Genomic DNA, 26,749 nt, shown 5'->3' on the forward strand with positions numbered 1-26,749 from the left:
ATTAATCGTAATTGGCAACATCCAAAATCCAAGGGTCAGGAATTTCAGTATTTTCACGTATTTCGTCTACCTTTTTCACTGCATCTTCATACTTGTCGTAACGAGCCACATAAATGAAGTTCAGCACTTGGTCGCGGTTGTAATATACTTGAGCATCATAGCCCCATTTTTTCATCTCTTCCACCCTATTGTTCACATTATTGATATTGAGGAAAACCCCTACAATCACGTAATATCCTTTTTCAGTATCTTTAGCGGTAAGTTTGGTTACACGAGTACTGCGGTGTAATTGGGTAATCTCTTTAGGGTTGTTCTCTATCTCCAAAGCAGTGAGAAACAGATAATAACGGTCGCGACTACGGGTATAGCTCAAATCTAATGAGGTAGCGTTGTTAGGAATGAGATATTGGTTGTCGTTCTTTATATCCATACGGAAAATATCGAAGCCTAAAGTATTCTCACTGTTAGGTTTGCGCGTTTTCACCAGCTCATCGTTATAAGTAATGGCACTACTAAAAAAGTTTTGATTAGGGCGTAATTTGGTTTCTAAAGAGGTAGTTTTACCACTGGCAGGTACACCTATAGACACATTGTCGCCCATCATATTAAAATCACCCTCAAGGGTGACCCCCATAATGCGAGTTTTGAAATCACCTGCTTCAGGAGTTTTAAAACCACTAAAGGTGAAAGTTTTAGCAGCGTCGTTAGTAATTGCCGAAAAACCGTCGTAAGTAATTATTTTTTTGATATTGCTATTGGCATTCTCGTAAACTATCACGAGTGCCCAACCTGCAGCCGAACCTCCTTCTACTTGCCCTAAGGCAGCCTTTACATTAGCAACGGTGTACTCTCCTTCTACAGTATTTGCAGCTGCTAACAAATTAGTTACATTGGCGTAATACACATAAGGTGCTGAGTTTTTCAAATCGGAATCGGTACGACCATCAAATATCAATTCGCCGTTTATAGGCACATAAGTATTGTTCTCAGGTATTTTGAGTAATACACTACTCGCATCTTCTCTATTAGCATCAATAATAGTGTTTTTACTACCTTTTAGCTGTCCTTTAGCATACGGGTAAGTAGCCGACCAGTACAAACCTGCATAAGCCACTTTGCCTCCCCCTGCACTTTCATACGCGAAGTTGGCACTACTGGATGAAAATGTGCTGGGGTCGCTATCAATATCAATGTATTGCATATCAAACTCGTCGTTGAGTTTTGCTTTAGGACTTCGATCGTTGTAAGGGTCGTTAGGTGTATCGCGTTTTTCCTTGCGGTTGAGGATGTTATTCCCTATAATTTTGATATCCCCTTTGATAAAAGTTTCGTAGCGGATTTTAAAATCGGTAGCAGATTGTGCCATTGATAGTGGGCTCACTACTACACAAATTAAGAGCGTAATGAGTTGTTTCATAGACTTACAATTTGTTTGGCTATTCTAAGGGCTTCAGTGCCTTGTTCGAGGGTAACCATAGGAGTTGTATCGTTTTCTATAGCATCGGCAAAGCTCTCAAGTTCGTCTAAGATAGCGTTGTTATTATGTATTTCAGGGTATTCAAAATAAATTTGACGGCGCTCTCCTTCCGCATTTTGTAATATCATATCGAAATCACCCGGCACTTCGGGGGCGTCTTTCATTTTCACCACTTCTACTTTTTTCTCCAAAAAGTCTACCGAAATATAAGCATCTTTTTGGAAAAATCTGCTTTTGCGCATATTTTTCATAGAGATACGGCTGGCGGTGATATTGGCTACACAACCATTTTCAAACTCCAAACGGGCATTGGTAATATCGGGTGAATGACTGATGACCATTGCACTACTTGCCGAAATGTGTTTCACTTTTGATTTTACAACGCTCAAAATCACGTCGATATCGTGAATCATCAAGTCGAGCACTACGGGTACATCGGTACCACGAGGGTTGAACTCAGCCAAACGGTGTGCCTCGATGAACATAGGGTTGTGAATCTGGTTGCGTACAGCTGTAAAGGCAGGGTTAAAACGCTCTACGTGACCTACTTGTCCTTTCACGTGATGTGCTTTGGCAAGGGCGATAATCGCTTCAGCTTCTTCTACTGTAGTAGCGATAGGTTTCTCGATAAAGAGGTGTTTGCCCGCTTTGATAATCTTTTCAGCACACACAAAGTGATTGAGAGTTGGAGTTACCACATCCACCATATCACATTCGGCAATAAGGGCTTCTATACTATCAAAACGCTTGTAGCCAAATTCTTCGCTCACTTTTTGAGCATTAGCTTCATCGGGGTCGTAAAAACCTACGAGTTCATATCTATCCGATTGGTTGAGCAATCGCAAATGTATCTTTCCTAAATGTCCTGCACCGAGGACGCCTGCTTTTAGTTTTGTCATTTTAATATCCTATTTTGGTGCGTACCCTACGCAAAGTTTCATCGGCTACACGGTGTGCTTTGGCAGCACCTTCTTTGAGGATAGCATCGAGTTCATCTAAATGCTCCATATAGTAATTGTAGCGTTCACGTGGGGTAGCAAATTTTTCTAATATCAGTTCGTAGAGGGCTTGTTTGGCATTGCCAAAACCGTAACCACCAGCGCGGTAAGCAGCTTCCATCGTTTGTATTTGCTCATCCGAAGCTAATAGGCGGTAGAGGCGCATTACGTTGCAAGTATCGGGGTCTTTAGGAGCTTCTAAAGGCGTACTATCAGTTTGGATTGCCATTATTTGCTTGCGGAGTTGTTTTTCGGGTAAGAAAATATTGATGAAGTTGTTGCGTGATTTGCTCATTTTCTCACCATCGGTACCGGGGATAATCATTATTTTTTCCTCTATTTTAGCTTGTGGCAATACAAAAGTTTCGCCCATTTGATGATTGAAACGAGAAGCCACATCGCGAGTTATCTCGAGGTGTTGCAATTGGTCTTTACCTACAGGTACCACCTCAGCATCGTAAAGAAGAATATCGGCAGCCATCAACATAGGGTAAGTAAAGAGCCCTGCATTTACATCTTGCAGGTAGTCCATTTTGTCTTTAAACGAATGGGCGAGGGTGAGGCGTTGGTAAGGAAAAAAACACGCTAAATACCACGAAAGTTCAGCTGTTTGAGGTACGTCGCTCTGGCGGTAGAAAGTAACTTTGTTTGTATCCAAACCAAAAGCTAACCAAGTGGCAGCGACGCTATAAGTATTGGCGCGAAGGAGAGCGCCGTCTTTTATTTGAGTGAGAGAGTGCATATCGGCAATGAACAGAAACGATTCATTAGCAGGATCAGATGCCATTTGCACAGCGGGGAGAATTGCCCCCAGAATATTCCCCAAATGAGGAGTACCGGTACTTTGAATACCTGTTAAAACACGAGCCATATAATCAGTCGTTAGTTGTTAATTATTAGTTCAAAGCGCAAAGGTAATAAATATTTTAGAAATAGCAAAATAGCTATTAGTCCTCTTTTGCTACTTATCAATTGTTAATTATCAATTGTTTTGTATCTTTGCGCCCTCAATTCAGAAACTCAAAACCTCTATGGCTAAAGAAATAGACGAAAGTAAACAAGGGCAAAGCCTTGTACTACAAGCTGATAACAACAATTCCAAAAAACTATACATCGAGAGTTATGGTTGCCAAATGAATTTCTCCGACAGTGAAATTGTGGCTTCTATCCTCTCCAAAGCGGGCTATAACACTACCGACACAGTTGATGAAGCCGATTTGGTGCTCATCAACACCTGTTCGGTGCGCGAAAAGGCTGAACAGACCATTCGCAAGCGCTTGGAGCAATTCAATGTGTACAAACGCAAGAAACCGACGATGAAAGTGGGCGTATTGGGCTGTATGGCTGAAAGGGTAAAACACGCTTTCCTTGAAGAGGAAAAAATCGTGGATATGGTGGTAGGTCCTGATGCTTATAAAGATTTGCCTAATCTTCTTGAAGAAGTAGAAGAAGGTCGCGAGGCAGTGAATGTGATTCTCTCTAAAGATGAAACTTATGCTGATATTGCACCTATCCGTCTCAATAGCAATGGAGTAACAGCATTTGTATCGATTACACGTGGTTGCGACAATATGTGCACTTTCTGCATCGTGCCTTTCACTCGCGGACGTGAGCGCAGCCGTGACCCCTACTCTATCCTTAACGAAATCGCCGACCTCCAAGCGCGCGGCTTTAAAGAGGTTACTCTCTTGGGGCAAAATGTAGATAGTTACTTATGGTATGGCGGCGGACTCAAAAAGGATTTTAGCAAAGCAAGTGAGATGCAACAAGCTACTGCTATCAACTTCGCAAAACTCCTCGATATGGTAGCTACAGCTCAGCCTGAAATGCGTATCCGCTTTTCTACTTCTAATCCGCAGGATATGACCCTTGATGTGATTGACACAATGGCGAAACATCCTAATATTTGTAAGTATATCCACCTGCCAGTACAGAGCGGTAGCAATCGCATTCTCAAAGCAATGAACCGTCTCCACACTCGCGAAGAATACTTCACACTCATCGATAGCATACGCGAACGCATCCCTGAATGTGCTATTTCGCAAGATATGATTGCTGGTTTCCCCACCGAAACTGAAGAAGATCACCGCGATACACTTTCGCTAATGGAATATGTGAAGTACGATTTTGGGTTTATGTTTGCCTATTCTGAGCGCCCTGGCACATTAGCCGCCCGCAAAATAGAAGACGATGTACCTGAAGAAGTAAAAAAACGCCGTCTTGCTGAAATTATTGACTTACAACAAAAACACAGCTTGTACCGCACTCAAGCCCAAGTAGGTAAGGTTGTTGAAGTACTCATTGAAGGGACTTCTAAAAAATCAGCTGCTGAATGGATGGGTCGCAACACCCAAAACACTGTGGTTGTATTCCCGAAAGAAGACTATAAAGTAGGTGATTTTGTATTAGTTGAAATAACAAATTGCACCTCAACAACCCTTATAGGAAAAGCGATAGGAATTAGTGATAAACGACAATAAAAAAGCTGCCCGTGAGGCAGCTTTTTTATTTATAGTTTTCGATAAGTAATTGTTACATTCAAAATGTCATCAATAGTATAACCTTTTCCTTTAAGATCTGGATCATAAGGTATTTGAGAGTACAAAAATGTTTTAAGTTCACTATTGTATTTAAAAACAAACTGTGTGGAGGTGAGACTAACTATATCATAAGCTTTAAGTACAACTCCATTAGCACTTTCTAAACATAGTTTATTATTTTCTACGAAATACTTTACGCTAGCTGTATTTTGCTGGCAATTACCTCCTTTAAAAATATGTTCTTCTGAGGTTAAAAACTCACCATAAAAAGTATATTTAGTCTTTTTAGAACATTCTATTTGTTCAGAAGAAGTTATCTCAGAAAACAATTTACCATCAGGCAAAATTGATTTTTCATAAACCCAAGTACCTTGTAATTCTTTAGGATGCTTAGTATCCTCATTGTCTTTTTTAGTGCACGCTGTGAAAGCTATCACAGAAAGTGCTATTAATAATATTTTTTTCATTGGTATAAAGTTTAAAATTCGCTACAAATGTACAAAATTTTATTTAGAAGATACTACAAGAGAATAGTATTTTTTTAGTAGGTGGATTGTATTTATAGTAATAATCTACACATTCTTTCATTTTTTTTAACTCTTCAGCTGAAAATTTAGCCTTCAAAACTGTTATTTTTCGTTCATACCCTCCCTTTTTACCAAAGAAAATAAGTGTGTATAGTTACGAATGTTTATTTTGTTTAACAATTTTCATTATCTCGATAATTCTAAATGATTCGGTAAAGGTATAAGATTATTGGCAAATTAGTAAATTTAAACAATTCATTGTCAAAAACTTGTTTTATAAGAAAAACATTCTTACTTTTGCGCCGCTTTAATTACATATACAGAGTACATTACGTTTCAAATAGAAAAAATCGCTATTTGAAATAATAGTTACAGAAATATTCCCCATAATCTATGTCAGATATTTTGCATTATACCCTTACTGATTTCGTCACCTCCTACGGGGTGCGTATCCCCACTCTTAGGGTGTATTATCAAGTGTTTGGAAAAGCCTTAGGCACAGCTCCGGTGGTGGTAGTAAACCACGCTTTTACAGGCAATTCACAAGTAACGGGTGAAAACGGCTGGTGGAAAGAAGCCATCGGTGAAGGAAAATTGATAGATACCCTTAAATACACAGTTGTAGCTTTTAATATCCCTGGCAATGGTTTTGGAGCACGTGAAGAAGATATGATTCCTAATTATGAGCATTGGGCGGGTATAGATATAGCGCGCATTTTCAACCAAGGGCTCACCGAGCATTTAGGACTTAAAGAGGTATTTGCCCTTGTAGGGTGCTCGTTAGGTGGCGGTATTGCTTGGGAAATGGCAGCCCTCGCCCCTACCCTCTTCAAAGAACTCGTAATTGTAGCTGCCGATTGGAAAGCAACCGACTGGATTATAGGCAACTGCCTCTTGCAAGAGCAGATACTCAAAAACTCTACACACCCCTTGCACGATGCACGTCTCCACGCGATGTTGTGTTATCGCACGCCTCAATCGTTGAAACTCAAGTTTGAGCGTACCACCAACATTCCGTTGCAGTTGTACAATGTAGAAACGTGGCTCTTACACCACGGCGACAAGCTGCACAAACGCTTCTCACTCTCCGCCTACAAACTGATGAACCAATTGGTAAAAACGATAGATATTTCAAAAGAACGCGGTAGTTTTGCCGAGGCTGTAGCGCCTATCACCGCACACATTACCATCGTAAGCACCGATTCCGACTTGTATTTCGTTCCTCAAGAGAACCGCGATACCGTAACCGAACTGCGCGAAATGGGAAAACCCGTAGATTATTACGAAATCCACTCCGTACACGGTCACGATGCTTTCCTGATAGAACACAAACAGTTAGAACAGTATTTAAAGAAAGTGTTTGTTAGGTAAGAGGTAAGAATTTGTTAATTGTTAATTGTTATAAGATGAAGATATTAAAATTTGGTGGAAAATCACTTGCCAATGACGGCATTGAAAAGGTACTCAGTATCATTGCTGGGCTTGCTAAAACTGAACCTCTATCAGTAGTAGTTTCAGCACGAGGCAACACTACCGATGAATTAGAGGCTTTGCTCGAAAAAGCGAGTAAAGGCGAGGATTATACTGCCGACTTTCAACAACTGAAAGACGAACAGCAGTATAACGATAGTGTGTCGTTTGAGCCCGAATTTCAGTTGCTCGAAAAACTCCTTGAAGGCGTTTCGCTACTGAAAGACTACAGCCCTAAGACCAAAGATTTGGTATTAGCACAAGGTGAACTGATGTCGGCTAAACTCGTGGCAACACTACTCCAGCACAAAGGCTTGGAAAGTACTTTTGTGGATAGTCGTGAAATCTTCAAAACTGATGCTGTGGTAGGCAATGCACAAATCATCAACTCAATATCCGAAAAACTCACCCGCGACCGCTTTGCAACCATTCCTCCTAATTGTGTGGCAGTGGTTACGGGCTTTATCGCTTCCACCGAAAAAGGCGACACTACTACCTTAGGGCGCAATGGCAGTAACTATTCGGCAGCACTTTTGGCTAACTACCTCAACGCTTCCGAACTGCAAAACTACACCCACGTCGACGGTATCTTCACTGCCAATCCTGAGTTAGTACCCGAAGCCAAAATTATACGTCATCTTTCTTACGAAGAAGCCAATGAGTTGGCTAACTTTGGAGCTTCTATTCTCCACGCTAAAACCATTATCCCACTCATTGAAAAAGGCATTCCGTTGCGTATCAAAAACACTTTCAACAGTGAGGACGCCGGCACACTCATTCACCAAGAAAGCGTGCAAGAAGGTATCAAATCGATTTCAGTAATTAAAGACAATGCCCTTATCGTGATGGAAGGTCGCGGACTCTTGGGAAAAGTGGGGGTAGATGCTCGTATTTTTAAAGCACTCGCACAAAAAGGTATCAGTGTGAGTATCATCTCACAAGGGTCATCGGAGCGCGGGGTAGGCTTGGTAGTAGCTTCTAAAGATGCTAAACTTGCCAAAGCAGCTATAGACGAGGAATTCTCACACGATTTCTACACCAATGATGTGAGCAGTGTGAGCATCGTAGAAGATGTAGCTGTAATTTCTATCGTAGGACAACCGCTTGCTACTTTTCATCACCCTTATAACGCTTTGATACGCAACCAAATCGTTCCTTTGCTCATCAATAATGCCGTAACGGGCAAAAACGTGAGTTTGGTACTCAAAACCAAAAAACTCCACAAGGCATTGAACGTAATTCACGGTGAAATATTTGGGGTTTCACGCCGTATCAACTTGGTAATCTTTGGTAAAGGTACCGTAGGGGCTACCCTCATCGACCAAGTGATTGCCGCACACGACAATATACTCCACCGCAAGAACATCAGTTTGCGTATCGTTGCGATTGCCAATTCACAACAAGTGCTCACCAATGCAAAAGGAATAGGCAACAATTGGCGCTCTGCCTTCGATAAAGAAGCCGTGCCTTATAGCTTCGACACTCTGCAAGCCTTTGTAGATAAAAATCACTTGGAGAACCTCATCGCCGTAGATGTAACCGCCAGCAAAACCTTTGTAGACAACTATATTCCACTTATCAAGAGCGGTTACGACTTGGTTTCAGCTAATAAAATAGCGAATACTATTTCGTTTGACTTTTACCAAGAACTGCGCAAAACTCTCAAACAACACCAAAAAACTTATCTCTACGAAACCAATGTAGGGGCAGGCTTACCATTGATAGACACCATTCGCCTCTTGCATCATTCGGGTGAGAATATCACCCGTATCAAGGGAATTTTCTCAGGAACACTCAGCTATTTGTTCAACACCTTTTCAGCGGAAAACAAGCCGTTTAGCGAGGTGCTCCAGCACGCTATCAACAGCGGTTATACCGAACCCGACCCTCGTGAAGACCTCTGTGGTAATGATGTAGGTCGCAAACTGCTCATCTTAGCCCGCGAACTCGATTTAGGTAATGAGTTCACTGATGTGAAGATACAAAACCTTATCCCCGAACATTTGAGAGAAGGCTCAGTGCAAGACTTTTTGCAACGTTTAGACGAGTTCAATGCGCCTTATCAGCAAATCAAAGAAGCCCAAGCCCCCGACCACGTACTGCGTTATGTAGGCGACCTTCACGGCGACTTAGCTTCTACCGAAACGGTTCAGTTAGACGTATCGCTCGTATCGGTTCCGCGCAACAGTGCCCTCGGTCAGGTAAAAGGTGCCGATTCTATTTTTGAAATTTACACCGAATCTTACGGCGATAACCCTATCGTAATACAAGGTGCAGGAGCAGGCGCTTCGGTAACCGCACGTGGGGTATTTGGCGATATTTTAAGGTTAGCAGAGAAAAGTAGGTTTTAGGGGTTAGCACTATGAATAAAGAAGAAAATCCTTTGTTAAAAATGTCGTTGCAGGAATTGTGGCAACTGTTCCCTATCAATCTTACACAGCACAACCCTTTGTGGAAAGAATGGTATGAGGAAGAACGCAGTTTCCTTTTAAAACAATTGCCCTCTAACGAAGTGGTACAACTAAGCCATATAGGTAGTACTGCTGTTGAAGGGATACAAGCCAAACCTATTGTAGATATGCTATTGGAAGTGAAGAAAGACAGTTCACTTCAGAAGCTAAAAGAACTCATATTACAATCAGGTTATCTATGTATGAATGAAACAAACGATAGGATTTCTTTTAATAAAGGCTATACTATTAATGGGTTTGCAGAACGTGTATTTCATCTGCACTTGCATTATGAAGGCGATAATGACGAACTCTATTTTCGCGATGAACTACAAGCGCACCCATCGGTAGCCAAAGACTATGAAACACTTAAATTATCGCTTTGGAAACCTTTTGAGCACGACAGAGATGCTTATACCGCTCACAAAACAGACTTTGTGAAACAATATACACTGATAGCAAAAGAAGAATTTAAAGGAAAATATGAAAATAACAGACCATATTAAGAATGCCAAAGGAAAAACACTCTTCTCCTTTGAAGTAGTACCTCCTAAAAAGGGAAATAATATTGAAGAACTATACCGAAACATAGACCCCCTAATGGAGTTCAATCCTCCGTTTATAGATGTAACTACCTCACGCGAGGAGTATTATTACATTGAACACCCTAATGGGCTATTGGAAAAGAAAGTAACCCGTATGCGCCCTGGTACGGTGGGTATTTGTGCGGCTATTCAGCATAAATACAAGGTGGACACAGTGCCTCACGTGCTTTGTGGTGGTTTTTCAAAAGAAGAAACTGAGTACCTTTTGGTAGATTGCCTCTACTTGGGTATTGACAACGTAATGGCTTTGCGCGGTGATGCGATGAAAGAACAACGCTACTTTCAGCCTACTGAGGGCGGACATACTTACGCTACCGAACTCGTTACTCAAATCAGCAATTTGAACAAGGGGATTTACCTCAACGGCATTGCTGCCGACCATAAGGCTAATTTCTGTATAGGAGTAGCAGGGTATCCTGAAAAACACATTGAAGCCCCCTCGCTCACTTCCGATTTGGCACGCCTCAAAGAAAAGGTAGATGCCGGTGCCGACTATGTGGTAACACAAATGTTTTTTGACAATCAGAAGTATTTTGAGTTTGTAGAGAAAGCCAAAGAAGCAGGTATCAATGTGCCTATCATTCCAGGGATTAAACCTATTGCTATTAAAAAGCACCTCAACCTACTGTCACAAGCCTTTAAAATAGATTTCCCCGAAGAGCTCATCAAAGCAGTGGAATCCTGCAAGAACAATAATGAGGTAAAACAAGTAGGTATAGAGTGGGCAATTCAGCAGAGTAAAGAGCTCAAAGCCGCTGGGGTACCTGTTTTACACTATTATTCAATGGGAAAATCGGATAATATAGTGAAAGTAATATCAGAAGTTTTTTAATTAGGTAAGAGATAAGAGGTAAGAAATCCTACTTTTTATCTCTTATTTTTTATTTCTTCATTAATTTGTTCGATGTAATGGGTAAGTTCTTCTTTGCCGGTTTTATTTTCGGCTGAAGTGATGAAGTAAGGCGGAAATTCTTCCCAAGTTTCGAGGAGTACTTGTCGATAAGCAGCTATATTGAGCTCAATAGCTAAAGGTTTGAGTTTATCGGCTTTGGTAAAAACAATAGCAAACGGAATGCCGTGTTCGCCTAACCATTGCATAAACTCTACATCTATTTTCTGGGGCTCGTGGCGCACATCTACTAATACAAATGCACATACCAATTGTTGTCGCTCCTCAAAATATTTAGTAATAAATTGCTGAAATACCTTTTTAGTTTCTTTGGACACCCTTGCATACCCATAACCAGGGAGGTCTACTAAAAACCAACTATTGTCTATTTTGAAGTGATTGATGAGTTGAGTTTTCCCTGGACGACCTGAAGTTTTAGCCAAATTTTTGTGATTGGTAAGCATATTGATGAGCGACGATTTCCCTACGTTGGAACGCCCTATAAAAGCATACTCAGGTAAGTTTTCCTTGGGGCACTTACTCACCTGAGAGTTACTCATCACAAATTCAGCTTTTTTTATCATCTTACCTCCTATCTATTTTCAAGCCACTTATTTAAAATCTCGTTGAACTGTTGAGGGTGCTCCATCATTGGGGCGTGACCACATTTGTCTATCCAGTGTAGTTCGGAATTAGGCAATAGTTCGTGGAATTCTTCAGCGACTTTAGGGGGGGTTACATTGTCGTTTTTACCCCAGATGAGGCAAGTAGGGGTTTCCATTTTAGGCAAATCTTTTGCCATATTATTGCGGATAGCACTTTTGGCAAGTGCCAAAGTTTTGATGAGTTTAGAACGGTCGGAGATATTAGCAAATACCTCATCTACAATTTCTTTAGTAGCTACGGCAGGGTCGTAGAACACTTCTTCGCATTTCTTTTTGATGAAATCGTAATCACCACGACGTGGATAGCCATCGCTCATTGCTTTCTCGTACAGCCCAGAACTACCTGTAAGCACTAATCCGAGTACGTTTTTAGGGTGCATTTTAGCATAGAGCAAACCTACGTGTCCGCCAAGCGAATTGCCAAGCAGGATTACTTTTTCAAACTTCTTGTGTTTGATAAATTTCTGTATATATTTAGCCAATGTTTTCACTGAAGTTGTGAGTAATGGCATAGAGAAGAGAGGCAGTTCGGGGACTACCACTTTATATTTATGGGAAAAAAAAGAAACTACTTCTTCAAAGTTACTAAGCCCACCCATCAAGCCGTGTAAGATAATGATAGGAGTGCCCTCACCTTTTTCGATGTATGTAAATTTACCTTCTTTTTTTACTTCTACTGTCATCGGTTTTTATCAAAAAGTTTTTTTGAGCTACAAAGGTAATATTTTTATTTTTATTTACGTGCAGGAAAGTGAAAATATTTTTTACTCTTTTTTGTAAATAGCTATTTATTAAGGAAATAGGATTTAAGCGGTATAGATTAAAGAAGTGGTAGAAGAAAGAAAATAAGAGTTAGGCGTTAAATTATTGTTAATATTTAAACGACATTGTGGTCGTTTATAACATTTATATTACATTTGCAATCTATTAAAAATTTTATAAAATAATTAGATTATGATGGATTTTCTAAAGAATCTTCAGAATATGATGGGAGGATCGGCTGAAGATATGCAAAAGCAAATGGAGCAAATGCAACAGCAAATGCAACAACAAATGAATGCTGCTATGGGGGGTAGCAATGAAAAAAGAGGTTGGCAACCTGATGAAGGTGTGTACTACGCTAAAGGTGAGTACGATGATGCCATAGAGTACAACAACGAAATTGTGTGTATCACCAATGGTTGTTCAGATGAAATGGCTGAAATGAACGACGCTATGGACGACAACGATTTCAACCGCGCTGAAGAAGTGCGTTTGCAATGGATTGAAGACCTTGTAACTTTCAAAGAAGAAGTACGCAAACTCGGTGCTTACAAAGGCGATACTTCATTGCTCGAAGCTGCTATCAAATTCTTCGATAATTACGATGGTTTGATGAAAGATGGTTACAAAACCCTTATCCAAATGCGTTTAAAAGGTTTGAGAGGTACTTCAGAAGAGCAAGCTCAACTCAAGAAAAACAACGCTTTTATAGTAAAAACTGCCGAAGATTTCAATGCTGTAAGCGATGAGTTCATTGAGCGTTATGAGGACGAAGACGACGATGATGATGACAATGACGAATAAAAAAAGCTGCCTTAAGGCAGCTTTTTTGAACTATTATCTGATTATTTCAATTTAACGTTTGCCATTTTCGCTGCCATTATCACAGCGTTTTTAGCATTTACAATAGTTCCAGTTGTAGAAAGTTCACTAAAGTTCTTTTCTGGACGTTTTTTGCCATCACCTTTATCTTCACCTACATATACATTCATATTCACTTTCACCCCTGAATCCATAATGATTTTCTTCACTTGGGCAGCTGTAAGGCTTGGGAAGTAAGAACGCAATAGAGCAGCTACTCCTGCTACTTCAGGCGATGCCATTGAAGTACCTTGCAAAAATTGGTATTTGTTGTTAGGAACAGTAGCATAAATTTTTACACCTGGGGCAAATACATCGACATTGCGTTTGCCATAGTTTGAAAATTCGGCTACTAAATTCTTGTTGAACTGATAGTTGAGAGCTCCTACAGTAAGGAAATTATCAGAGATTTCTTTTTTGTTTACCTCGTCGTTAGGGTAAGTATCTTTCACGTCGATATCTTGAGAGTCGTTACCAGCAGCGTTTACGATCAGTACATCTTTAGAAGCTGCGTATTTGATAGCATCGTACACCCACTCTTTATGAGGAGAAAAACCTTTACCAAAGCTGGTGTTGATTACTTTAGCACCGTTGTCTACTGCATAACGCAAAGCAAGAGCGACATCTTTGTCGTATTCATCACCATCGGGAACGGCGCGTACTGGCATAATCCATACGCTATTAGCAACTCCATCCATACCGATGCCGTTGTTGCGTTCAGCAGCAATGATTCCTGCTACGTGAGTACCGTGAAGAGCTTCTTTGCTATCAGGGCCTATTACGTTATTGTTGCCGTAATATTTTTTAGAAAAGTCGTTTTCGTCGTCTTTCAAGATTGTTTTACGCGGACTGAAGTCTAAACCCAAGTGATATTTAAGTTTAGTATCGAAATAGTCTACGCCCTCTTTCAATTCTTTTTTAATTTCTTCATTATCGTTAGCGCGAGCCAAAAGTTCTTTCATAAAGCCTATCATATCGGTAGTCATTGCGTCATAAGATTTTCCTTTGGTAGCTTTTTCGATATCTTCGAGGGTATAAGTATCTTTACCTACGATTTTGCGTACGGCTTTATCGGCGAAATCAGCAGTTTCGATAAGTTGTTGATAGAAAGCCTTAGTGCGTTTCGCTTCAGAGGCTTCTTTTTCGTACTCTTCTTTAGCGCGAGCATAATCAGGGTTTTTAGTATTTTTAGTTTTGTAGATACGGGTCATTTCGGTATTTTCTTGAATGATATTACCGAGGAAGTTCCATCCGTGAATGTCGTCTACATAGCCGTTTTTATCGTCGTCTTTACCATTGTTAGGGATTTCGGCAGTGTTTGTCCAGATCACATTTTTAAGGTCTTCGTGATTGATATCTACACCAGAATCTACCACCCCTACGATAATTTTTTTAGGAGTAAGATTTTTTAGGAGGGCATAAGCCTCGTCTAAATTGATACCAGGGAAATTTTGTTTAAAACCTTGGTGAGGCCAGTTTTTGAGAGTGTCGTCGCTGTATTTTTTTTCAGCAAAAGCGGAAGTAGGAGCTTTGTCTAACGCGCCCTTAGTAGTGCCGCAACTCGCTAACAATAAGGCTGCTGAAGTTGCTAAAATAAATGATTTTTTCATTCTTTGTTAATTATGATTTTTTTGAGTTATATGAAAAACTTTGCAAAGGTAATAAATAATTGACAATTAGCAATTAATAATTAACAATTATTTTTGTTAATTGTTAAAATAGTCGTACATTTGTCGGATTTTTTTAACAAACACATAAAAACATATTAAACAACAACTGTTATGAAAAAGAAAAATCCTATTACTTGGGTGCCTACTGCCTATTTTGCTATGGGGTTACCTATGATTATGCTCACTCTGGTAGCTTCAGTATTTTTTGAAGATTTAGGAATTCCTAAGTCACAGCACACTTTTTGGACAGGTTGGATTATTTTACCGTGGTCACTAAAACCTATCATTAGTATTATAATGGAACTTTTCGGTACGAAACGGCAGTATATTTTTATCACCGAACTTATATCAGCAGTTGCTTTTGGGGCTATTGTCTTCTCGCTGCCCCTGCCTAATTTCTTCACTATGGTATTAGTATTTATGGGAATCATTGCCCTAAGTGGTTCTACTCACGATATTGCTCTTGATGGAATGTATATGGAACAGCTTGATGTAGCTACCCAAAGTGCTTATTCAGGCTGGCAAGGAGCTTTTTATAATATTGCCAAAGTATTGGCTAACGGAGGGCTTATTTTTTTAGCAGGCTGGTTAGTAACAGAACAAGGTTTTTCACAAGTAGCATCATGGCAGGTAGTTATGAGTATTTGTGCAGCTATTTTTGGCATTGTAGGGTTTTATCATTTTTATATGTTACCTCGCGATGTGAAACCAAAAACTACTGGTGATTTTTCAGAAAAAATGAATGAACTTGGAAGTATCATCGTTGATTTCTTTCGGAAAAAACATATTTGGTATTACCTTATTTTTATCTTTTTATATCGCTTTGCTGAAGGTTTTGTAATGAAAATATTTCCTTTATTCCTCAAAGGGAAAGTTGCTGAAGGAGGTTTAGAGCTCAGCAATGAACAAGTAGGTTTTATCTATGGTACAGCGGGAGTTATAGCTTTTATTACGGGCTCTATTTTAGCAGGGCATTACGTATCAAAAGTAGGGCTCAAAAAATCCCTTTTTATTCTCGTATGTGCTTATAATATTCAATTTATAGTATATTTGTTATTGGCATATTTTCAGCCTACCCATCTCACTACCATTGCACTTGGTGTGATAGGTGAAAACTTTGGTTATGGTTTTGGGGCAGTAGGACTTACTCTCTTCATTATGCAACAAGTAGCTCCTGGTAAAAATCAGATGACGCATAATGCTTTTGGTAATAGTTTAGCGATGTTATCTTTAGCATTATCAGGAATGGCAAGTGGAGCATTGAGCGAATCTTTAGGGTATTTAGGTTTCTTCCTCTTAGCCATCGTATTAATAATTCCTTCCATAACACTCGCTTGGTATGTACCTTTCTCTCACAAAAGTCACACAGAAGTATAATCTATGTTACAAGAAATAGAACGCAAATTCAAGGTAAAAAGCAACACTTATAAAGCACTCTCTACTAAGGCGATACGCATTACACAAGGCTATTTGAGCTCTGTGCCAGACCGCACAGTGAGAGTGCGCATAAAAGACGACGAAGCATTCCTCACTATAAAGGGCAGTAGCAACGAGAGTGGTACCACGCGTTTTGAGTGGGAGAAAGCCATTGCAGTAGCCGATGCTGAGCAACTGCTCACTCTTTGTGAAAGGGGAGTGATAGACAAAACCCGTTATCTCGTGCCTTGTGGCGAGTTGTGTTTTGAAGTAGATGAGTTCTATGGAGACAATGAAGGATTAGTGATTGCAGAGATAGAATTACCCTCTGAAAATACCCCTTTTGAGCGTCCCGAATGGTTAGGCGAGGAAGTAACCAATGAGGCGCGTTACTACAATGCTATGCTCAGCAAAAATCCCTACAAAAATTGGTGAACTGAAATAATTGACAATTGATAATTGTTAATTGTCAATTAATCACTACCTTTGCACCCAAAATCAACACATTAGAAAAAATAATATTATGGCAAGAGATATTTTACCTACTCCCGTACTCGAGGGAGAAGAAGTCATAGAGTTCTACAACAAGTTAGCAAACTTTAAAGAGAATTTAAAGAAAAAAGGCATTACTTGGGAAGTTATCCAAGAAGATGCAAAACGTTTAAAATCAATTTTTAAAGAAAACCCAGATGTTGAAAAGAAATAGCTTAGAGGGTTTATCTTTCTTTCAACTAAAAGAAAATTACCCTATCAAACCTTTTGACTGTGAAGATGATGATTTGAATGATTTCCTGTTCAATAAAGCATTACTATATCAAAAAGAATTGCTTGCTACCACTTTTATTGTTGAAGATAAAGAACGTACTTTAGGCTACTATAGTGTGCTCAACGATAGTCTGCAACTCAAGGAAGAAGATTTTCCATCAAAAAGCAAATACAAAAAGTTTTTAAGTCATCTAATTCCTCATCCTAAACGCCATTTGAAAAGTGTACCTGCTGTAAAAATAGGACGTTTAGCCATTGATAAAACTTACAAGGGCAAGGGATTAGGAATGATTTTTATTCGCAATGTTATACGTGATTGCGTTGATTTAAACAAAAAGATAGCTTGCAGACTTATCACAGTAGATGCCTATAAAGGAGCTTTAACTTTCTACCAAAAGTTAGGTTTTGAATTCTTAACTGAAAAAGATAATAATGAAGACATTCGCCAGATGTTCTTTGATTTAACAAACCTTGAAATTAAATAAAATATTAAAATATGTCTAAACTAAATATAGATCAAAAAACAATAAAAGGACTTTTTTCGGATAAAAAATCAGATTTTTTAATTCCAGACTATCAACGTCCTTATGCTTGGGGAGAAAATGAATGTCAAACTCTTTGGGATGATATATTCTCTTTTGCTATTCCTGAAGATGATGCTACTAAATTCAAACAAGATGATGAATATTATCTTGGACCTATCGTGACATTTAAAAATGAAATAAACAAACAAGAAATTATAGATGGACAACAACGTCTAACAACTTTGATGTTATTACTTCGTGCTTTTTATGAAAGGTCTGGAGTTATGCAAGATAAAGAAACCAAAACTATGCGGAAGATGATTGAGCAGTGTATTTGGAAAACTAATGAATTTGATGAACCTAATAAAGAGGCTCTTAAAATAAATTCAGAAGTAGCAACAGACGAAGACAAAGAAGAATTCTTACAAATTCTAAAACAAGGAACAGCTCCTGACAATTTTAAAAGTCGTTATGCTGATAACTATAGATTCTTTGAAAAAAAAATCACTTCTTTTTTAGGAAGTTACCCTACATTTTTCCCTTATTTACCTATACGAATATTAAACAACTGCATCTTGTTGCCCATAGAAGCAGAAAACCAAGATACTGCTTTGAGAATATTTTCTACCTTGAATGACAGAGGGAAACCACTTTCTGACGCTGATATTTTTAAAGCTGAGTTCTACAAATATTACTCTAAAAAGGGTGAAAAAGACACATTTATTGAAAAGTGGAAAGAATTAGAGCAAACATCCATACAAACTTTTAAAACAAACGATAGTAGTTCGTCATTAGATGAATTGTTTACTCGTTATATGTATTATTTGCGAGCAAAACAGGGAAATACAAATTCAACTACTGAAGCTCTTAGAAAGTTCTATGAAAAAGAGTATTATAAAGAATTGAAAAATGAATCTACATTGACTAATTTGGAAGCATTGCTTTACTTTTGGTATGATGTAAACACTCAAAACAAAGAACGTTTTTCTGATAGAGTACTTAAGCGTCTGTTTGTTTTAAACTATGCTCCTAATGGGATGTGGTATTATATAGTGTCTGTTTATTTTATGCATCATCAAGAAAAAAATAGAACTCTAGATGATTCTCAATTCTTTAATTTCTTAGAAAAAATAACAGCCTTTATTTGGGCTTATGCACTCACAAATCCTGGAGTAAATGCCTTGCGCACACCAGTTTATCGTGAAATGGTAAATATAATAAATGATAAAGAGGTGACTTTTGAGGATTTTAAATTTGATAAAAATAACTTTGTAAGTATTTTTAAAAATTTTAAATTTCTTAATCAAAGACAAATTACACGTTCAATGATAACTTGGTGGGCTTTTCATTTCGAAGCACAAGAACTACTTCCTATAGATTGCCGTTTAGATATTGAACATATTTATGCTCGTAATAGAATGAAAAGTGAACCTCTTTCTTCTGAACAAGATATAGATCTTTTAGGAAATAAGTCACTTTTGGAGCAACGTATCAACATTAGAGCTTCTGACTATCGTTTCGCTGATAAGATACTATATTATCAGGGAATACGAAAAAATAATAAAGTACAAGAAGCTACATCTATTTATGAGCTTTTAGAACTTTCAAAACTCTCTAATTTTGATGAAGTCAATATTGTTGAACGAAATGAAGAAATTTTGAAAGGTTTTTTAGAATTTCTCAATAAAAATAAGTTACTAAAATAATAGAATAAAATATACACTTTATCAAACAAATGAACGAAAAAGAACCTAAAAAATACAATCCTACAGAATTAGAAGAAAAATGGTATGCCTATTGGCTTGCCCACAACTATTTTCACTCTACCCCCGATGAGCGTACGCCCTACACCATTGTTATTCCACCCCCTAACGTTACAGGGGTGCTCCATATGGGACACATGCTCAACAACACCATTCAGGATGTACTTATTCGTCGTGCACGCCTCAAAGGCTTCAATGCTTGCTGGGTTCCAGGTACTGACCACGCTTCGATTGCAACAGAAGCCAAAGTGGTGGCAAAACTCAAAGAACAAGGCATTAAAAAATCTGACCTCACTCGTGAGGAGTTCCTTGTACACGCGTGGGAATGGACACACCAATACGGTGGGGTAATCCTCGAACAACTCAAAAAATTAGGTTGCTCTTGCGACTGGGAACGCACTAAATTCACTATGGACGAGGAGCTTTCGGCTTCGGTTATCAAAGTGTTTGTAGATTTGTACAACAAAGGACAGATATACCGCGGTCACCGTATGGTGAACTGGGATCCAGAGGCTAAAACTACCCTTTCTGATGAAGAGGTGATTTACGAAGAACGTCAAGGATTTTTGTATCATTTGAAATATCAAATTGAAGGGACGAATGAGCACCTCGTGATTGCTACAACGCGCCCTGAAACGATTTTTGGCGATACGGCTATCTGTATCAACCCTAACGATGAGCGTTGGCAACACCTCAAAGGCAAAAAAGCGATTGTGCCTATCTGCAACCGCGTGATTCCGATTATTGAAGATGAGTACGTAGATGTAGAGTTTGGTACAGGTTGCCTGAAAGTAACCCCTGCCCACGACCCTAACGACAAGGTTTTGGGCGACAAACATCAGTTGGAAGTAATTGACATTTTCAATGATGATGCAACCCTTAATCATTACAGTTTGCACTATGCTGGCAAAGACCGCTTTGTAGTGCGCAAGGAGATAGTAGCCGAATTAGAAGCAAAAGACTTACTCGCTAAAAAAGAGACTTATACTAACAAAGTGGGGACATCTGAGCGTACCAAAGCCGTGATAGAACCCCGCCTTTCCGACCAGTGGTTCCTAAAAATGGATACCCTTATCCAACCCGCTATCAAGGCAGTATTGGAAGACGAAAGCATCAAACTATATCCTAAGAAATTCGAGAATACTTATCGCCATTGGGTAGAGAATGTACGCGATTGGAATATCTCACGCCAATTGTGGTGGGGACAACAAATTCCTGCTTACTACTACGGCGAGGGCAAAGACCAATTTGTAGTAGCCGAAACTAAGGCAGAAGCCCTCGCTTTGGCTAAAGAAAAGAGCGGCAATGCACATCTTACTGAAGCCGATTTGCGACAAGATGAAGATGCTCTCGATACTTGGTTCTCGTCTTGGTTATGGCCAATGAGCGTTTTCAACGGTATTTTAGAGCCTAATAATCCTGAAATCGAGTATTATTACCCAACCAACGATTTGGTAACAGGACCTGATATCCTTTTCTTCTGGGTAACCCGAATGATAGTAGCAGGTTATGAATACAAAGGCGAGCGTCCGTTTAGCAATGTGTACCTCACCGGATTGGTACGTGACAAACAACGCCGCAAGATGTCTAAATCCTTAGGTAACTCTCCTGATGCACTCAAACTCATCGCCGATTACGGTGCTGATGGCGTGCGCGTGGGGCTCTTGCTCTCATCAGCAGCAGGTAATGACTTATTGTTTGACGAAGCCCTTTGTCAGCAAGGAAAAGGATTTGGCAACAAATTGTGGAATGCTTTCCAATTGGTAAAAGGATGGCAAGTGGATAGCTCGGTAGCACAACCTGCAGCTGCTCAGCTGGCTTTGCAATGGTTTGAAGCTAAGTTCAACGCAGTACTCACCGAAGTAGAAGACCATTTTGAGAAATATCGCATCTCCGATGCCCTAATGGCAATTTATAAACTCGCCTGGGACGACTTCTGTGCGTGGCTTTTGGAAATGGTAAAACCCGAATATGGCAAACCGATGGACAAAGCAACTTATGAGGGCGTAGTAACCGCTTTTGAGAACTTACTAAAACTTCTCCACCCCTTTATGCCTTTCCTCACCGAAGAAATATGGCAAAGTTTAGCACCTCGTACCCCTGAACAAGCCCTTATCGTGGCTACCTACCCCACCGTACAGCCATATGACGAAAAACTATTGGCAGAATTTGATTTTGCTACCGAAGTGATAGCTGGTATCCGCACGGTGCGCAAAGAGAAGAATATACCTTTCAAAACACCGCTTAGCCTTTATTCTGTAACAGATATATTTCCCATAAAAAGAGAAGAAGTAAAAATTAAACTGTTTGAAGTGATAAAGAAGCTGTGTAATATGGATAAAGTAGAGGATTTTGTCTCTAGAGGAGCTTGTAAAACTAATGATCTTCAAAGTAAAGAGTCTCAGAAAATAATTAGTTCTTTGCAAGAAATGTCTAAGTCTTTCAGAGTAAAAGACGTTACTTTCTTTATCCCAATGGAAGGCGCGGTGAATGTAGAAGAGGAACTCAAAAAACTACAAGAGGAACTCACCTATACACAAGGCTTTTTAGCCTCAGTACGCAAGAAACTTTCTAATGAGAAGTTTGTAAACTCAGCGCCTGCTCAAGTGGTAGAAAACGAGCGCAAAAAAGAAGCTGATGCGTTAGCGAAAATTGAAACACTTGAAAAAGCAATAAAAGCAATTAAAAATTGATAATTAGATAAATGGAACACTTAAAACAAATGATAGATGAGGCATGGGAGAATCGCTCTCTGCTTCGTGAGGAAATTGTACAACAGACTATCCGTGAGGTGATTCACCTCTTAGATTTAGGTCAGTTGCGAGTGGCAGAGCCTACTGCCGATGGCTGGAAAGTAAACGAATGGGTGAAAAAAGCTGTAGTGCTTTACTTCCCTATCCAAAATATGAAACCCGTAGAGGTGGGTATCTTTGAGTTCCACGATAAGATACCGCTCAAACACAATTACGACGAAAAAGGAGTGCGCGTAGTACCACCAGCAGTTGCTCGTAGAGGCGCTTTTATCGCCAAAGGCGCTATACTAATGCCCTGCTATGTGAATATAGGGGCGTATGTAGACGAAGGTACAATGGTAGATACGTGGGCTACTGTGGGTAGTTGTGCCCAAATAGGCAAACACGTGCACCTGAGTGGTGGCGTAGGTGTAGGGGGGGTATTAGAACCCTTGCAAGCAGCCCCTGTGATAGTAGAAGATGGGGCTTTCATCGGGTCGCGTTGTATCTTGGTAGAAGGAGTGCGTGTAGGCAAAGAAGCCGTACTTGGTGCTAATGTAGTGCTTACAGCCTCTACTAAAATCATTGATGTAACGGGCAGTGAACCTAAAGAACTGAAAGGCTATGTACCCGAACGCTCAGTAGTAATCCCTGGTAGTTATACCAAACACTTTCCTGCTGGCGATTATCAAGTGCCTTGTGCCCTTATCATCGGGCAGCGCAAAGCCTCAACCGATAAGAAAACTTCACTAAACGATGCTCTAAGAGAATATGGAGTTTCTGTTTAAGTAACAAGTAACAGAACAAAAAAGCTGTCTAACATTTTACTTTTGTTAGACAGCTTTTTGTATTTCACTTTAGTCAATTAAAAAAGTATTCTTTAAAGGTATTTATATCGAGATAGCCTTTTTTGCCGTTTTTTTCTATTTCATAGAAATGAAAAGTACATTTTTTAACCTCATTGTAAGAAGGTTCTTTTTGCTGAGGGAAAAAGCCTTTTTTGCTACCTTTTTCAAAAAAGAACTGATTATTGCTTTCATAATACAATTTATCATATACTATTGGTAGCAGTTCTTCTTCTGTAATTTTTTCTTCTGGAGTGAGTTTGCAAAGAAGCAATCCCTTATAACCATTCTTTTCAACTCTTAAATAATACAAGTTTTTATCGCGATGTATCTCGGTTATTGTTTCACCTATTTCTTTTACAGCAGAACGTTTTTTACTGAGATACTCACCCCATAGCTCTCCTATGTGCAATTGCATGTTACTGATAACATAACAGTCATCTCCCTTATTAAGATTAGGAAGCTCTGTTACTTTTTTGCCATAAGCATCGTAGTAAGCGGCTCCACTTTCCTTGAGTACCTCTATCCCCATATCATAGAGATAAAACCCTTTTATATCACCTATATCCATCTTATCCTGATACAGATTATAAACTTCTATCTTCCCATTATTTTCTGTAACAAATATACTTTTAGAATAGTAAATATTGTCATATTCATCAGGTAATACCTTAGCTCCCAATATGTTTACCAACTCGTATTTATCTGCTTTAGGCTTTTTGAAATACAAGTCTTTATGTCCCATAGCATCAGCTATATAGCCTTTATCAAGCTGAATAGATTCCAACTCCCCGCTGATGTTATATCCCACTAACTCATCTCTATCTTTAAAAGGAACCAAGGCGTTGTATATACGATTCCAGCTATACCCTTTCCCTAATAGATAAATACACTTATCCTTAGATAGTTGGATTACAATAGGTATGAACGACAATGAAGTAGATTTGTACGCTTCCAAGTACTGTTCAACTATATACGATGTATTGACAAAACTGAGGATTACCCCTCCGCCTAAAGACCATTTTTTCTTATTGAAATCAGCATACGTTGTACTACGCAGGTCTTTGGTATAGAAAACTCCCTTTTCCTCTAATTCCTTTTTAATTTTTCGTTTTTTAATAGTAGCTACCTCTTTTAGAGAAAGATTGTACATTTTGTTATTCTGTACATCTCTTTCCTCTTTGCATTCCAATTGATATGCAATATAATCACCATTCTCTTTTATGTGATAAAAAGTAAAGCCTACCCGTTCATCAACAGCTATAACATCAATTTCTTTAGGAGTGGAAAGCGTATATTGCGCTTCCACTGATAAACTACAAAAGAATAAAAAAAGGATTGTTATGAGGTGCTTCATATTTATAACTTATCATTCAAAAAAGTATTCTTGAAAGGTCTTTATATCGAGATAGCCTTTTTTGCCGTTTTTAGTAATGCGGTAGAAAGAATGAGTTTCGGCGGGTTCTATAGCACTATAAGTAGCTGTTTTCTGTTGAGGATAGATACCTATTTTACCATTTAGATAGAAATAGATAAGTCCGTTACCTTGTTGCTGTATATGGTCGTAGACAATAGGCAATAGTTCTTTACCTATGACAAAACTATCGGGATAATTGCGTTTTTTTCGTTGAAACGATTTATCGGAATCTTCTGAGATTTCTTCTTGGTAAGGACTTTGAAAGTCAAATTCAAAATTGTACTCGAACAAGCCGTATTTACCATTACGTTGTACTCTTACAAATTGAGGATGAGGATATGTATGACCTACAACATCTTTATTCACATTCCATTCTACACCTATGTTCCCCTCTACAAAAGTCAAAGTTTCATCAGGGCTTCTATCGGTTAGATAAAAGCGTTTATCGGCATAGAAATGTGTTGCTCCTCTTAATTGATATAGCATATAATGAGGTTGTGCCGTGTTTAGGCTATCTTTTTTAAGAGTGTAATAACTTCTGCTAATAGTGCCACATAACCCATAATAGAATGACGAGAGTTTTCTTAAAGGCTGACCTTCATTAGAATAATAATAAGCTCCTTTATCGGTAAGTACCTCAAACTCGTTATCTCTATCAGACAACAGATGAATTACTTTCACATCTTTAAGTAATTTAGGTTGTAAATTGTATTGATATAAGCTGTATTCCTCCCCTTTTTTGGTAATGAGCATTGTCCTTGTGTAATAAATAGAGTCATAAATGCTAGGCAATATTTTCCTATTGAAAATATCTACCAATTCATATCCTTCTTTTATATGCCGAAGAGTCATAAAGTTTTGGGGGGTATAATCATCAAAAAGTGTGTTGTAATCAGGTTCTTTTTTATAAAAAGAAGAAAGTTTGCTATAGCCCTTAGGAGTGTCGCAGAGTAATACAGTTTTATATTTTAGAGGAACTATAATAATCTGGTCATCATTTTCATCTAATAATATATAAATGTATTTATCACTTCCTAAGTTGAGAGGAATGAAAGAATAGTAATCTTTTTCTGGGTAATCATCTATCAAGTCTTTTTTAGAGAGGATTTCGTAAGTAAGTGCTAAGAAAGGGTTCACGATTTTCAACAAAGCACCTCTCTTGTCATCATAGAAACCTTGTTTGAGAGCAAATGATTTACCTATAAAATCAGAGGGGTGCGTGCGACGTATCTCTTTAGTATAAATAATTCCTTGTTCTCCTTTTAATATTTCACTTAGTGTCTGAGATTTTTCATCGCTGTAACAGACGAATTTAGATGTATATATATCAAAATCATCACACGATGCCTCTTCATTATCTTCCAATTCAAATTCTACCCTCAAAAAGCTATTTTTACCTTTTTGTATATAGAAAGATGGAGATGATTTTGAAGCATACGTAATAGCCTTGATTTGTTCAAGGGCTATTTCTTTACCTTCTTGAGCGTTTGCCCATTGAATAATCAATAGGAGCAATATAAACGTGAACTGTTTCATATTCGTACTTCGTTATTCGTAGCTTGTCATTACTCTTTGGCGTTTTGCCTCAAAGATGAGTACAGCAGCAGCTACCGATACATTCATAGAATCGATTACACCTTCCATTGGGATGATGATATTCTGGGTACTATGCCTGAGCCATTCACCGGTGAGTCCTTGGTCTTCTGTACCCACTACTATAGCTGAGGCTTCGCTAAACGACACTTCGTAGTAAGGCTTAGATGCCGTGAGAGCCGCACAATAACTGCTGATGTTTTTAGCTTTCAGAAAATCAATGACCTCGGCAGTAGTACCTGTGGCGATAGGCACCGTAAACACACAGCCCACACTCGAGCGGATGATATTGGGGTTGTAGAGGTCGGTTTTAGGGTTGGCGATAATCACAGCATCTATATGGGCAGCATCGGCAGTACGGAGGAGTGCCCCTATATTCCCCGGTTTTTCGGGAGCTTCGGCTACTAATAGCAAAGGTTTTTTAGTGCTGAATGCCAAAGTGTCTAAACCGTGTTTTTTTACTTCTACCAAAGCTATCACCCCCTCAGTAGAACTGCGATAGCTAATTTTCTCATACACTTCTTTGCTAATAGCAATAGGCGTGAGTTTTTGGGTAGTATAACCGAGCAATTCGGTGAGTTGCCTTTCACTGAAGATATTAGGTTGATACAAGAGCGTTTCAAGGGTATAGTTACCTTGTAAAGCCAAACGTATTTCGCGCGCGCCTTCTACTACACATAAACTTTGTTTTTTGCGTTCGCGTGATTTTTCACTCAAAAGAGCGATTTTTTTTATTAGGGGGTTTTGAGTACTAGTGATGTTCATTTTTAGATAAGAGGT

Annotated in this window: 23 protein-coding genes; 13 read left to right on the top strand and 10 right to left on the bottom strand. The window is 39.0% G+C overall.

Annotation, left to right across the window (positions count from 1 at the left end; all coding sequences use genetic code 11):
- Window position 1: 1 nt before the first annotated feature.
- Genes HMPREF9073_RS10540 through trpS form a run of 3 tightly spaced genes read right to left on the bottom strand, consistent with a single transcriptional unit; the run spans window position 2 to window position 3,346 of the window.
- Window positions 2–1,417: an SPOR domain-containing protein gene (locus HMPREF9073_RS10540; RefSeq protein WP_009413739.1), complete on the bottom strand. Its 1,416-nt coding sequence runs from the start codon at window positions 1,415–1,417 to the stop codon at window positions 2–4.
- Window positions 1,414–2,376, bottom strand: a complete 963-nt coding sequence (locus HMPREF9073_RS10545; RefSeq protein ID WP_009413740.1) for a Gfo/Idh/MocA family protein — start codon at window positions 2,374–2,376, stop codon at window positions 1,414–1,416. Before HMPREF9073_RS10545 ends, HMPREF9073_RS10540 begins: the two co-directional genes overlap by 4 nt.
- 1 nt (window position 2,377) lies before the next feature.
- Entirely contained in the window at window positions 2,378–3,346 is a 969-nt protein-coding gene (gene trpS, locus HMPREF9073_RS10550; protein WP_009413741.1) for a tryptophan--tRNA ligase, read from the bottom strand.
- 160 nt (window positions 3,347–3,506) lie between these two features.
- Here trpS and miaB point away from each other — a divergent pair, with 160 nt between their 5' ends.
- On the top strand, window positions 3,507–4,955 hold the full coding sequence (miaB, locus tag HMPREF9073_RS10555; protein WP_009413742.1) for a tRNA (N6-isopentenyl adenosine(37)-C2)-methylthiotransferase MiaB: 1,449 nt from the start codon (window positions 3,507–3,509) through the stop codon (window positions 4,953–4,955).
- 29 nt (window positions 4,956–4,984) lie between these two features.
- Here the strand turns inward: miaB and HMPREF9073_RS10560 are convergent, their stop codons facing one another.
- Window positions 4,985–5,482: a lipocalin family protein gene (locus HMPREF9073_RS10560; protein ID WP_009413743.1), complete on the bottom strand. Its 498-nt coding sequence runs from the start codon at window positions 5,480–5,482 to the stop codon at window positions 4,985–4,987.
- Between the two features lie 453 nt (window positions 5,483–5,935).
- Between HMPREF9073_RS10560 and HMPREF9073_RS10565 the strand changes: the two genes are divergently transcribed.
- Genes HMPREF9073_RS10565 through metF form a run of 4 tightly spaced genes read left to right on the top strand, consistent with a single transcriptional unit; the run spans window position 5,936 to window position 10,899 of the window.
- Window positions 5,936–6,913 (top strand): alpha/beta fold hydrolase, encoded by a 978-nt coding sequence (locus HMPREF9073_RS10565; RefSeq protein ID WP_009413744.1) that lies wholly within the window; start codon window positions 5,936–5,938, stop codon window positions 6,911–6,913.
- A 35-nt stretch (window positions 6,914–6,948) separates the two neighbouring features.
- Window positions 6,949–9,363 (top strand): bifunctional aspartate kinase/homoserine dehydrogenase I, encoded by a 2,415-nt coding sequence (gene thrA, locus HMPREF9073_RS10570; protein WP_009413745.1) that lies wholly within the window; start codon window positions 6,949–6,951, stop codon window positions 9,361–9,363.
- 11 nt (window positions 9,364–9,374) lie between these two features.
- A complete protein-coding gene (locus tag HMPREF9073_RS10575) occupies window positions 9,375–9,968 on the top strand; it encodes a GrpB family protein (protein ID WP_009413746.1) in 594 nt (197 codons plus the stop codon).
- Window positions 9,946–10,899, top strand: coding sequence for a methylenetetrahydrofolate reductase [NAD(P)H] (metF, locus tag HMPREF9073_RS10580; protein WP_009410407.1), 954 nt, complete (start codon window positions 9,946–9,948; stop codon window positions 10,897–10,899). The genes HMPREF9073_RS10575 and metF overlap by 23 nt, the downstream gene beginning before the upstream one ends.
- Window positions 10,900–10,934: 35 nt before the next feature.
- Here metF and yihA read toward each other — a convergent pair whose 3' ends face one another.
- Together yihA and HMPREF9073_RS10590 are read right to left on the bottom strand one after the other, a co-directional pair.
- Window positions 10,935–11,540 (bottom strand): ribosome biogenesis GTP-binding protein YihA/YsxC, encoded by a 606-nt coding sequence (gene yihA / locus HMPREF9073_RS10585; protein ID WP_009413747.1) that lies wholly within the window; start codon window positions 11,538–11,540, stop codon window positions 10,935–10,937.
- 8 nt (window positions 11,541–11,548) lie between these two features.
- Window positions 11,549–12,304 (bottom strand): alpha/beta fold hydrolase, encoded by a 756-nt coding sequence (locus HMPREF9073_RS10590; RefSeq protein ID WP_009413748.1) that lies wholly within the window; start codon window positions 12,302–12,304, stop codon window positions 11,549–11,551.
- Window positions 12,305–12,575: 271 nt separating this feature from the next.
- Here HMPREF9073_RS10590 and HMPREF9073_RS10595 point away from each other — a divergent pair, with 271 nt between their 5' ends.
- Window positions 12,576–13,187, top strand: a complete 612-nt coding sequence (locus tag HMPREF9073_RS10595; protein WP_009413749.1) for a hypothetical protein — start codon at window positions 12,576–12,578, stop codon at window positions 13,185–13,187.
- 41 nt (window positions 13,188–13,228) lie between these two features.
- Here HMPREF9073_RS10595 and HMPREF9073_RS10600 read toward each other — a convergent pair whose 3' ends face one another.
- On the bottom strand, window positions 13,229–14,854 hold the full coding sequence (locus HMPREF9073_RS10600) for a S8 family peptidase (RefSeq protein WP_009413750.1): 1,626 nt from the start codon (window positions 14,852–14,854) through the stop codon (window positions 13,229–13,231).
- Between the two features lie 171 nt (window positions 14,855–15,025).
- Between HMPREF9073_RS10600 and HMPREF9073_RS10605 the strand changes: the two genes are divergently transcribed.
- The 7 genes from HMPREF9073_RS10605 to HMPREF9073_RS10635 all read left to right on the top strand — a co-directional run bounded on the left by HMPREF9073_RS10605 (window position 15,026) and on the right by HMPREF9073_RS10635 (window position 22,902).
- Complete coding sequence (locus HMPREF9073_RS10605; protein WP_009413751.1) at window positions 15,026–16,291, top strand: MFS transporter; 1,266 nt, start codon at window positions 15,026–15,028, stop codon at window positions 16,289–16,291.
- Between the two features lie 3 nt (window positions 16,292–16,294).
- Window positions 16,295–16,765, top strand: coding sequence for a CYTH domain-containing protein (locus HMPREF9073_RS10610; RefSeq protein ID WP_009413752.1), 471 nt, complete (start codon window positions 16,295–16,297; stop codon window positions 16,763–16,765).
- An 88-nt stretch (window positions 16,766–16,853) separates the two neighbouring features.
- The gene (locus HMPREF9073_RS10615) at window positions 16,854–17,036 is read left to right on the top strand and encodes a hypothetical protein (RefSeq protein WP_009413753.1); all 183 of its coding nucleotides are present in this window, start codon (window positions 16,854–16,856) and stop codon (window positions 17,034–17,036) included.
- Window positions 17,020–17,580 carry a GNAT family N-acetyltransferase gene (locus HMPREF9073_RS10620; protein WP_009413754.1) on the top strand — a complete coding sequence of 187 codons (561 nt, stop codon included), beginning with the start codon at window positions 17,020–17,022 and terminating at the stop codon, window positions 17,578–17,580. The genes HMPREF9073_RS10615 and HMPREF9073_RS10620 overlap by 17 nt, the downstream gene beginning before the upstream one ends.
- Before the next feature lie 11 nt (window positions 17,581–17,591).
- The gene (locus tag HMPREF9073_RS10625) at window positions 17,592–19,325 is read left to right on the top strand and encodes a DUF262 domain-containing protein (protein ID WP_009413755.1); all 1,734 of its coding nucleotides are present in this window, start codon (window positions 17,592–17,594) and stop codon (window positions 19,323–19,325) included.
- Window positions 19,326–19,354: 29 nt separating this feature from the next.
- The gene (locus HMPREF9073_RS10630; protein ID WP_009413756.1) at window positions 19,355–22,075 is read left to right on the top strand and encodes a valine--tRNA ligase; all 2,721 of its coding nucleotides are present in this window, start codon (window positions 19,355–19,357) and stop codon (window positions 22,073–22,075) included.
- A gap of 11 nt (window positions 22,076–22,086) precedes the next feature.
- Window positions 22,087–22,902, top strand: a complete 816-nt coding sequence (locus HMPREF9073_RS10635) for a 2,3,4,5-tetrahydropyridine-2,6-dicarboxylate N-succinyltransferase (protein WP_009413757.1) — start codon at window positions 22,087–22,089, stop codon at window positions 22,900–22,902.
- A gap of 73 nt (window positions 22,903–22,975) precedes the next feature.
- On the opposite strand, the gene HMPREF9073_RS10640 is transcribed toward HMPREF9073_RS10635, so the two are convergent.
- From HMPREF9073_RS10640 to HMPREF9073_RS10650, 3 genes are read right to left on the bottom strand one after another with little or no spacing between them, the layout of a single operon-like run.
- Window positions 22,976–24,316 carry a hypothetical protein gene (locus tag HMPREF9073_RS10640; protein WP_051046598.1) on the bottom strand — a complete coding sequence of 447 codons (1,341 nt, stop codon included), beginning with the start codon at window positions 24,314–24,316 and terminating at the stop codon, window positions 22,976–22,978.
- A gap of 12 nt (window positions 24,317–24,328) precedes the next feature.
- On the bottom strand, window positions 24,329–25,912 hold the full coding sequence (locus HMPREF9073_RS10645) for a hypothetical protein (RefSeq protein WP_009413759.1): 1,584 nt from the start codon (window positions 25,910–25,912) through the stop codon (window positions 24,329–24,331).
- Window positions 25,913–25,924: 12 nt separating this feature from the next.
- Window positions 25,925–26,734 carry an RNA methyltransferase gene (locus HMPREF9073_RS10650; RefSeq protein WP_009413760.1) on the bottom strand — a complete coding sequence of 270 codons (810 nt, stop codon included), beginning with the start codon at window positions 26,732–26,734 and terminating at the stop codon, window positions 25,925–25,927.
- Window positions 26,735–26,749 lie beyond the last annotated feature (15 nt).

The organism is Capnocytophaga sp. oral taxon 326 str. F0382, assembly GCF_000318295.1.
GTDB lineage: Bacteria > Bacteroidota > Bacteroidia > Flavobacteriales > Flavobacteriaceae > Capnocytophaga > Capnocytophaga periodontitidis.

What these genes read in the sequence shown, in the direction of transcription:
- HMPREF9073_RS10540 (WP_009413739.1), bottom strand. Translation starts at nt 1,417, where the DNA reads ATGAAACAACTCATTACGCTCTTAATTTGTGTAGTAGTGAGCCCACTA.
- HMPREF9073_RS10545 (WP_009413740.1), bottom strand. Translation starts at nt 2,376, where the DNA reads ATGACAAAACTAAAAGCAGGCGTCCTCGGTGCAGGACATTTAGGAAAG.
- trpS (WP_009413741.1), bottom strand. Translation starts at nt 3,346, where the DNA reads ATGGCTCGTGTTTTAACAGGTATTCAAAGTACCGGTACTCCTCATTTG.
- miaB (WP_009413742.1), top strand. Translation starts at nt 3,507, where the DNA reads ATGGCTAAAGAAATAGACGAAAGTAAACAAGGGCAAAGCCTTGTACTA.
- HMPREF9073_RS10560 (WP_009413743.1), bottom strand. Translation starts at nt 5,482, where the DNA reads ATGAAAAAAATATTATTAATAGCACTTTCTGTGATAGCTTTCACAGCG.
- HMPREF9073_RS10565 (WP_009413744.1), top strand. Translation starts at nt 5,936, where the DNA reads ATGTCAGATATTTTGCATTATACCCTTACTGATTTCGTCACCTCCTAC.
- thrA (WP_009413745.1), top strand. Translation starts at nt 6,949, where the DNA reads ATGAAGATATTAAAATTTGGTGGAAAATCACTTGCCAATGACGGCATT.
- HMPREF9073_RS10575 (WP_009413746.1), top strand. Translation starts at nt 9,375, where the DNA reads ATGAATAAAGAAGAAAATCCTTTGTTAAAAATGTCGTTGCAGGAATTG.
- metF (WP_009410407.1), top strand. Translation starts at nt 9,946, where the DNA reads ATGAAAATAACAGACCATATTAAGAATGCCAAAGGAAAAACACTCTTC.
- yihA (WP_009413747.1), bottom strand. Translation starts at nt 11,540, where the DNA reads ATGATAAAAAAAGCTGAATTTGTGATGAGTAACTCTCAGGTGAGTAAG.
- HMPREF9073_RS10590 (WP_009413748.1), bottom strand. Translation starts at nt 12,304, where the DNA reads ATGACAGTAGAAGTAAAAAAAGAAGGTAAATTTACATACATCGAAAAA.
- HMPREF9073_RS10595 (WP_009413749.1), top strand. Translation starts at nt 12,576, where the DNA reads ATGATGGATTTTCTAAAGAATCTTCAGAATATGATGGGAGGATCGGCT.
- HMPREF9073_RS10600 (WP_009413750.1), bottom strand. Translation starts at nt 14,854, where the DNA reads ATGAAAAAATCATTTATTTTAGCAACTTCAGCAGCCTTATTGTTAGCG.
- HMPREF9073_RS10605 (WP_009413751.1), top strand. Translation starts at nt 15,026, where the DNA reads ATGAAAAAGAAAAATCCTATTACTTGGGTGCCTACTGCCTATTTTGCT.
- HMPREF9073_RS10610 (WP_009413752.1), top strand. Translation starts at nt 16,295, where the DNA reads ATGTTACAAGAAATAGAACGCAAATTCAAGGTAAAAAGCAACACTTAT.
- HMPREF9073_RS10615 (WP_009413753.1), top strand. Translation starts at nt 16,854, where the DNA reads ATGGCAAGAGATATTTTACCTACTCCCGTACTCGAGGGAGAAGAAGTC.
- HMPREF9073_RS10620 (WP_009413754.1), top strand. Translation starts at nt 17,020, where the DNA reads ATGTTGAAAAGAAATAGCTTAGAGGGTTTATCTTTCTTTCAACTAAAA.
- HMPREF9073_RS10625 (WP_009413755.1), top strand. Translation starts at nt 17,592, where the DNA reads ATGTCTAAACTAAATATAGATCAAAAAACAATAAAAGGACTTTTTTCG.
- HMPREF9073_RS10630 (WP_009413756.1), top strand. Translation starts at nt 19,355, where the DNA reads ATGAACGAAAAAGAACCTAAAAAATACAATCCTACAGAATTAGAAGAA.
- HMPREF9073_RS10635 (WP_009413757.1), top strand. Translation starts at nt 22,087, where the DNA reads ATGGAACACTTAAAACAAATGATAGATGAGGCATGGGAGAATCGCTCT.
- HMPREF9073_RS10640 (WP_051046598.1), bottom strand. Translation starts at nt 24,316, where the DNA reads ATGAAGCACCTCATAACAATCCTTTTTTTATTCTTTTGTAGTTTATCA.
- HMPREF9073_RS10645 (WP_009413759.1), bottom strand. Translation starts at nt 25,912, where the DNA reads ATGAAACAGTTCACGTTTATATTGCTCCTATTGATTATTCAATGGGCA.
- HMPREF9073_RS10650 (WP_009413760.1), bottom strand. Translation starts at nt 26,734, where the DNA reads ATGAACATCACTAGTACTCAAAACCCCCTAATAAAAAAAATCGCTCTT.